The 6564-nt window shown below is 67.9% G+C and carries 8 protein-coding genes, 1 tRNA gene and 1 pseudogene; 4 read left to right on the forward strand and 6 right to left on the reverse strand.

Annotated elements, in window-relative coordinates; genetic code table 11:
- Positions 1–318 (reverse strand): annotated as a pseudogene (locus tag VHK87_RS10725) (RNA polymerase sigma-54 factor); the annotation flags it as partial.
- A gap of 112 nt (positions 319–430) precedes the next feature.
- On the opposite strand from VHK87_RS10725, the gene VHK87_RS10730 reads away from it, so the two are divergent.
- On the forward strand, positions 431–793 hold the full coding sequence (locus VHK87_RS10730; protein WP_329634890.1) for a TonB family protein: 363 nt from the start codon (positions 431–433) through the stop codon (positions 791–793).
- A 15-nt stretch (positions 794–808) separates the two neighbouring features.
- Here VHK87_RS10730 and lptB read toward each other — a convergent pair whose 3' ends face one another.
- From lptB to VHK87_RS10755, 5 genes are all read right to left on the reverse strand, one after another.
- A complete protein-coding gene (lptB, locus tag VHK87_RS10735) occupies positions 809–1543 on the reverse strand; it encodes an LPS export ABC transporter ATP-binding protein (protein ID WP_329634897.1) in 735 nt (244 codons plus the stop codon).
- A 37-nt stretch (positions 1544–1580) separates the two neighbouring features.
- Positions 1581–2132, reverse strand: a complete 552-nt coding sequence (locus VHK87_RS10740; RefSeq protein ID WP_329634891.1) for an LptA/OstA family protein — start codon at positions 2130–2132, stop codon at positions 1581–1583.
- A gap of 19 nt (positions 2133–2151) precedes the next feature.
- The gene (lptC, locus tag VHK87_RS10745; RefSeq protein ID WP_329634892.1) at positions 2152–2772 is read right to left on the reverse strand and encodes an LPS export ABC transporter periplasmic protein LptC; all 621 of its coding nucleotides are present in this window, start codon (positions 2770–2772) and stop codon (positions 2152–2154) included.
- 5 nt (positions 2773–2777) lie between these two features.
- A complete protein-coding gene (locus tag VHK87_RS10750) occupies positions 2778–3395 on the reverse strand; it encodes a ribonuclease D (protein WP_329634893.1) in 618 nt (205 codons plus the stop codon).
- Positions 3396–3444: 49 nt separating this feature from the next.
- Positions 3445–3530 (reverse strand) — tRNA-Leu (locus tag VHK87_RS10755).
- 171 nt (positions 3531–3701) lie between these two features.
- Between VHK87_RS10755 and VHK87_RS10760 the strand changes: the two genes are divergently transcribed.
- The 3 genes from VHK87_RS10760 to VHK87_RS10770 all read left to right on the forward strand — a co-directional run.
- On the forward strand, positions 3702–4664 hold the full coding sequence (locus tag VHK87_RS10760; protein WP_329634894.1) for a complex I NDUFA9 subunit family protein: 963 nt from the start codon (positions 3702–3704) through the stop codon (positions 4662–4664).
- Positions 4665–5212: 548 nt separating this feature from the next.
- Complete coding sequence (locus VHK87_RS10765; RefSeq protein WP_329634895.1) at positions 5213–6028, forward strand: hemerythrin domain-containing protein; 816 nt, start codon at positions 5213–5215, stop codon at positions 6026–6028.
- Positions 6029–6065: 37 nt separating this feature from the next.
- A partial coding sequence (locus VHK87_RS10770) for an NAD(P)/FAD-dependent oxidoreductase (RefSeq protein WP_329634896.1) occupies positions 6066–6564 on the forward strand: 499 nt, incomplete at its 3' end.

Consider the following 6564-nt stretch of genomic DNA (forward strand, 5'->3'; position numbering starts at 1 on the left):
GTCGGCGGCCTCGGGCGAATCGCCGGTGGCCCGCTCGCCGGGCGAGGCCTCGTCGTGGCTGGCGTCCAGGTCGGCGGCCGCGGTGGCGTCGCTCACGGCCTCCGGGTCGATCCGCTCCTCGGCCGCCTCGGTCTCGCCGCGCTGGGGCTCGTCGTCGCGCTCGTCGCGCTGAAGCAGCGGATTGCGCTCCAGCTCGGCCTCTACATAGGCCTCCAGCTCGAGGTTGGAGAGCTGCAGCAGCTTGATCGCCTGCTGCAGCTGGGGCGTGATGACCAGCCCCTGTCCCTGCCGGACCTCGAGACGCGCGCTGAGCGCCAAAGCCTGCTCCCCTTGCTGGCCCAAATCTTGCGTGCAGACTAGGGGTCGTTCCCCACCGATTGGTTAAGATCGCCAGGATCGGGGCCGGGGGCGCGGGGCAGGAGGCGGCCGGATGATTATCAGCCTTGTGAGCGCAGCAGCGCTGGCTGCCGGATATGTTGATCCGGCGCAGGTCGTCTGGGCGCGTCCCGAGAAAATCGTGCGCCGGGTTCTCCAGTATTACCCGCGCGACGCCCAGCGTCGTGGCGTGACAGGCTCCGCCACGATCGACTGCCGCATCGCCGAAGGGGGCGTGCTGGAAGATTGCAGGGCGGTTTCCGAGACACCTGCAGGCGAGGGCTTCGGGGATGCCGCTGTCCGGATGCGCGAGTTGTTCAACGCCCGGCCCGTTCTGAAGAACGGCGATCCCCTGCCGGTCGGCGCGAGGCTCGTATTCACAATTCGATTTGTACTGCCGGGGCGGGCCGCGCCATGATCTCGAGCGGACCTCCTAGCTGAACCGTTCACCCAAGTAGACGCGGCGCACTTCGGGGTCGTCGACGATCTCGTGGGGGGCGCCTTCGAACAGCACCTCGCCCGCGTGGATGATCGAGGCGCGGTCGATGATGTCCAGCGTCTCGCGGACATTGTGGTCGGTGATCAGAATGCCGATGCCGCGGCCCTTCAGATAGGTGATCACCTCGCGGATGTCGGCGATGGCCAGCGGGTCGATTCCCGCGAAGGGCTCGTCGAGCAGCATGAAGGAGGGCTCGCTGGCCAGGGCGCGGGCGATCTCCACCCGCCGCCGCTCGCCGCCCGACAGCGACACCGCCGGGGCGCCGCGCAGGTGCTCGATGTGCAGCTCTTCCAAGAGGGCGGTGACCGTCTCGCGGGCCCGGGTCTGGTTGCGCTCGCGCAGCTCCACCACCGCCATGACGTTCTGCTCGACGGTCATGCCGCGGAAGATCGAGGTCTCCTGAGGCAGATAGCCCAGGCCCATGCGGGCGCGCTGGTACATCGGCTGGCCGGTGATGTTCTCGCCGTCCAGGTAGATGGCCCCGTAGTCGGCCGGGATCAGGCCGGTGATCATGTAGAAGCAGGTGGTCTTGCCGGCGCCGTTGGGGCCGAGCAGGCCGGCCACCTCGCCGCGGGCCAGCCGCAGAGACACGCCCTTCACCACCGGCCGGCCCTTGAAGGACTTGCCGATGTTGTCGACCACGAGCCCGGCGGCCGCCAGGCCCGGCACGGTGGGGAAGGTCTCCTGTTTCAACCGCTCGCCCGCCTTACCGCCGTTGGGCCTGCTGCTGGTCGGGATAGAAGACGCCGCGCACCCGGCCTGGCTTTCCCCGGCCCTTCACATTGGTGTGCATCTGGGCCTGGCCGGTCTTCACGTTGATCACCAGCCGCTCGCCGCGCAGCACGTTCTGGCCCTGGGCGGCGACCACGTCGCCGGTGATGGTGATGGTCTCGCTGGCCGCCTCATAGAGGGCGTGGCGGCCGCGCACCCGCTGCTCGGGCGTTACGTAGAACACGTTGCCCTCGGCCTCGATGCGATCCAGGGCGCCACAGTTGGTGGTGGACGCCGACCCGGCCCGGGTGGCGCCGGTCGTCTGGAAGAAGGTCTTCAGCACGTCGGCGCGAAGGCGAGAATTGTCCTGCAGGGCCTCGGCCGAGCCGCGCCAGATCGACAGGCACTGGGTGTTGAGCACCTCCAGCTCGTCGGCGGTCAGGTCCACCGGCGCGTCGGAGTTCTGAGCCAGCTGGGCCGCGGCCGGGCCGGCGAGCAGCGCCGCGGCGGCGATCGCCATAAAGTTCAGTTTCCGGAAGAAATTCATCGCTGAAGCCTAGCCCCGCCTATTTCGATTCGATCCTGCCGCGCACATTCCCGCGGAAGACCAGTCGTTCGCCCTCGTCGTAGACGCCATAGGACTTCGCGTTCACCTCGCCAAGCGGCGTTCTTCCCGCGATGTCCCCCTGGCCCTGCAGCACGCCCGTGGCGGTGTCGTAGACCGACGAGGCCGTGGCGACCGACAGGTCGGTCCCGTTCAGCTGCACCCCGCCGTCCAGGTTGAGCCTGCCGGTGCCCTCGTGCATCACGCCCGTCTTCGACGACAGCCGGGTCGGGCGCGGGCTCTCGGAATCGATCAGCAGCGAGGGGTTCACCAGGAGGACGCGCTGGTAGTCCTGCCTGTCGCGCGTGGCGGAGTCGGCGGTCAGCACGAAGGCCCTGCCCCTGTCGTCCCGGCCGACCAGCCTGAAGTTGACCAGACGGATCGGCATATCCGCCGCATCCGACTGGGCAGGCCCGCCAGTGATCGTCCCATGGACCACAAAACCGACCAGCGTGGCGAAGATGAGGCTGATGGCCAGCGGCAGAGCGATGCGCAGCACCCGCACCAGCCGCGAGCGCCGCCGCCAGCGCAGGAAGTCCGGCCGGCGGCTCGGCCCAGCGGCGGGATGGGCGACCGCGCTCATGGTCGCTAACTGTGCGCGAAGATGTCGACGTCTTCCCAGCCCGCCACGTCCAGCAGGGCGCGATGGGGCAGGAATTCGAAGGCGGCCCTGGCCAGGCCGTCGCGGCCCTCGCGCGCCAGCATCTGGTCGAGCCGCTCGCGCACCGCATGCAGATGCAGCACATCGCAGGCCGCATAGGCCAGCTGGTCGGCGGACAAATCCGTCGAGCCCCAGTCGGAGCTCTGCTGGGCCTTGGAGAGGTCGACCCCCACCAACTCCCTGACCACGTCCTTTAGGCCATGACGGTCGGTGTAGGTGCGGGCGAGCTTGGAGGCGATCTTGGTGCAGTAGACCGGCGCGGTGACCACCTTCAGGTGAAGGTGGAACATGGCGATATCGAACCGGCCGAAGTGGAAGATCTTCAGCACGGAAGGATCGGTCAGCAGCCGCTTCAGGTTCGGGGCGTCGTAGTCCGGGCGGCGCAGCTGGACAATGTGCGCATCGCCGTCGCCGGCCGAGAGCTGCACCACGCAGAGCGGGTCGCGGCCGAGCCTAAGCCCCATGGTCTCGGAATCGACAGCGACGGCGGCCGCGCCCGAAAGCGCGCCCTCGGGCAGGTCTCCGTCGTGCAGGAAATTGGCCACGCTCTTAAGCTTCGCTCCGACTTTGCCGCCCCCGAAGCGTCTTCGGGGGTGGTGCCCAGGAGAGGACTCGAACCTCCACGGCTATTAACCACTGGTACCTGAAACCAGCGCGTCTACCAATTCCGCCACCTGGGCCCGGTCCGTCGGATCGGGAGGCGGCTACTTAGGGCGCCGGCCCCGACGCGTCAACGCCGACGCGTCAACGGCGTCGCGTCGGACGGCCCGCCGCATTGCGGCGCAAGGCCGCATCGTCTATCGGGCGGGCGCGACACGGGTGTCGCTCTTTCAAAGAGTTTTGGGAACGCCATGCAGGATCTGGTCACCGTCGTCGGCGGCTCCGGCTTCATCGGCAGTCAGGTGGTCCGGGCGCTGGCCCGCCAGGGGCTGAGGGTCCGCGTGGCCGTACGCCGTCCGCACCTGGCCCTGGACCAGCGCATGCACGGCGATGTCGGGCAGATCGAGATCGTCCAGACCAACGTCCGCAATCCGGAATCGCTGGCCCGGGCCATGGAGGGCGCGGCGGCCTGCGTGAACCTGGTGGCGGTGGCCTACGAGCACGGGCCGCAGAAGTTCCAGTCGGTGCACGTGGTGGGGGCGCGCAACGCCGCCGAAGCGGCCCGGGCGGCCGGCGCGACCCGCTTCGTGCAAGTCTCCGCACTTGGCGCCGACGCCGGCTCGCCGTCCAGGTACGCCCGCACCAAGGCCGAGGGTGAGGCCGCCGTGCGCGAGAGCTTCGCCGACGCCGTGGTGATCCGGCCGTCCATCGTGTTCGGCCCCGAGGACGACTTCTTCAACCGTTTCGCGGCCATGGCGACCATCTCGCCCGCCCTGCCGCTGATCGGCGGGGGCAAGACCCGCTTCCAGCCGGTGTTCGTCGGCGATGTGGGCCGGGCGATCGCCGAGACGGTGGTCCGCGCCGAGGCAGCCGGCCGCACATACGAGTTCGGCGGGCCGGGCGTGTTCACCTTCCGTGAGCTGATGGAGCTGCTGCTGAAGGAGATCCACCGCCGCAGGCTGCTGCTGCCGATCCCGTTCTCCGCGGCCGGCGCGCTGGGATCGGTCGGCGACGTGATCGCCATGACGCCGTTCCCGCCGCCGATCACTTCCGACCAGGTCACGCTGCTGAAGGCCGACAACGTCGTCTCGCCCGGCGCGCCGGGGCTCGCCGAGCTTGGAATTGTGCCGACGACGGTGGAGTCGGTGATCCCCACCTACCTCTACCGCTATCGCCGCGGCGGCCAGTACGCCGACATGCCCCAGCCGGTGTGACGTCGAGTCAGGAGTCTTCGGCGAGGTAGGTCCTGCCGGGAAGCGCCGCGGTCAGCTTTCGACAGCTTCCGCACGTTCGCAGCCAGGGTCGCGCGCGGCTTTCAGCCGGGTCCGACCACAATGGACCCCACCACCACGCCGACACGATCGTGAACGAGAACGTGCGCTTGATGTCCGTATCGCGCGTGAAGCAGCGCAAGCTCTCGCGCCTTTCGTTCTGCTGCGCCGCCCGAGAGGAAGACGAGAGGACCGCGAGACAGCTCGTCGTCTACGATCCACCCTCCGGGGAGCGGCTTAACGTGGATCGTCTTCATGGGAACGCCCTTCATTCGGCAGGTTCAGCAGGTGCAAGAGAAGCCCTGCTCCGGGCGGCAACGCACTTAAGCACGTAAGTCTCGTCGCAATTTCTTGGCGGACAGCCCAGCGGCTCGTCAGGTCAAGGCAGTTGCGGCTAGACAAAAGACAGTTCTGAACATTCCCGCGTTCGTCGGAGTTGGTGAGCGCCAGGGCGAGATCATAGTTGATCGGCCCTCGGTCGGAGCATCACCATGAAATCCTTGGCCAAGCAGACGACGCCGGAACTGGGCGGACACACTAGCGTCCTCGCCCGGCAGAAGCGCGATCATGTCCGTCTGGACAATCTGCTGCAGCGGCTCGGAAACCTTGCGCCCGGGGATCAGCAGCCGGTGCTGCGTGAGATCTATCGCCTCGTGTTCCCCCACGCCTTCGCCGAGGAGTCGGTTCTTTGGCCAGTCATCCGGCGGCTGGCGCCCGATGGTCAGCAGCTCACATTGCGGGTGGAGCTGGAGCACCAGGAGATAAATGCGCTAGCCAGCGAACTGGAGCGGCGCGACGCTTACTCATCTAACCGACAGCAGGTCTTGCAGCAGTTCGTCGACCTGCTCCGTCAAGACGTCCGGGACGAAGAAGACGAACTCCTGCCCCGCTTACAGATGCAGCTGACGCAGCCGAAGCTTCGGCGCTTAGGCATCGCTTGGGAAGCCGTGCGCAGAATCGCGCCCACCCGCCCGCACCCTGTGGTGTCGCGTAGGCCTCCCGGCAACGTGCTGGCGGCGCTGCCTCTCTCGATTCTGGACCGCTCCCGTGACAGCGTCGACGGCCTCATTCATCGCCGCGGCGACCGCGTCGCTCAGCCGCTCAAGGCCGTGAGCGCCGGGTTGGCGCGAGCCGCCCGCGTCGTCGAGCAGCTTCCCGGGATGCGGCTGGGAGAGGACCCGGCCACGCGGGCTGCTGGGAAGTCGCCTCCGCCCTGGGGCGCCATCGCGTTCCTTACGATTGTAACAGCCGCGGCAGCAGTGGCTATCGCACACCGCCGGCAGAAGACGGCAAGTCTCGCCGCCTGACCGCCAAGTCCTCGAGCCGCAGCAGCTAGAGCAGGTGATGTCGGACCCCATGCGCGTGGTGATCGTCGGCGGCGGCTTCGGCGGACTGGAGACGGCGAAGGCGCTTCATCGCGCCCCTGTCCAGATCACCGTGATTGATCGACAGAACCATCACTGCTTCCAACCCCTGCTTTATCAGGTAGCGACTGCAACCCTCAGCCCGGCCGATGTGGCGTGGCCCATCAGAGGCATCTTATCCCGGCAGCCTAACGTGCGGGTGGTGATGGCGCAGGCGACCGGGGTCGATGTCACTCAGCGGCTCGTGAGAACCAACGAAGCAGACTTCCCCTACGACGTGCTGGTGCTCGCGACCGGCGCCACTCACGCCTACTTCGGCCATGAGGAGTGGGCGCCGAACGCGCCTGGGCTGAAGCGGATCGAAGACGCTACCGAAATCCGCCGCCGCATCCTTACCGCGTTCGAACGGGCGGAGCTTGCCGCCGATCCTCACGAACGTGAGCGCCTGACCACCTTCGTGGTCGTTGGCGGCGGCCCTA

The organism is Phenylobacterium sp., from assembly GCF_036263695.1.
Classification (GTDB): Bacteria; Pseudomonadota; Alphaproteobacteria; order Caulobacterales; family Caulobacteraceae; genus Phenylobacterium.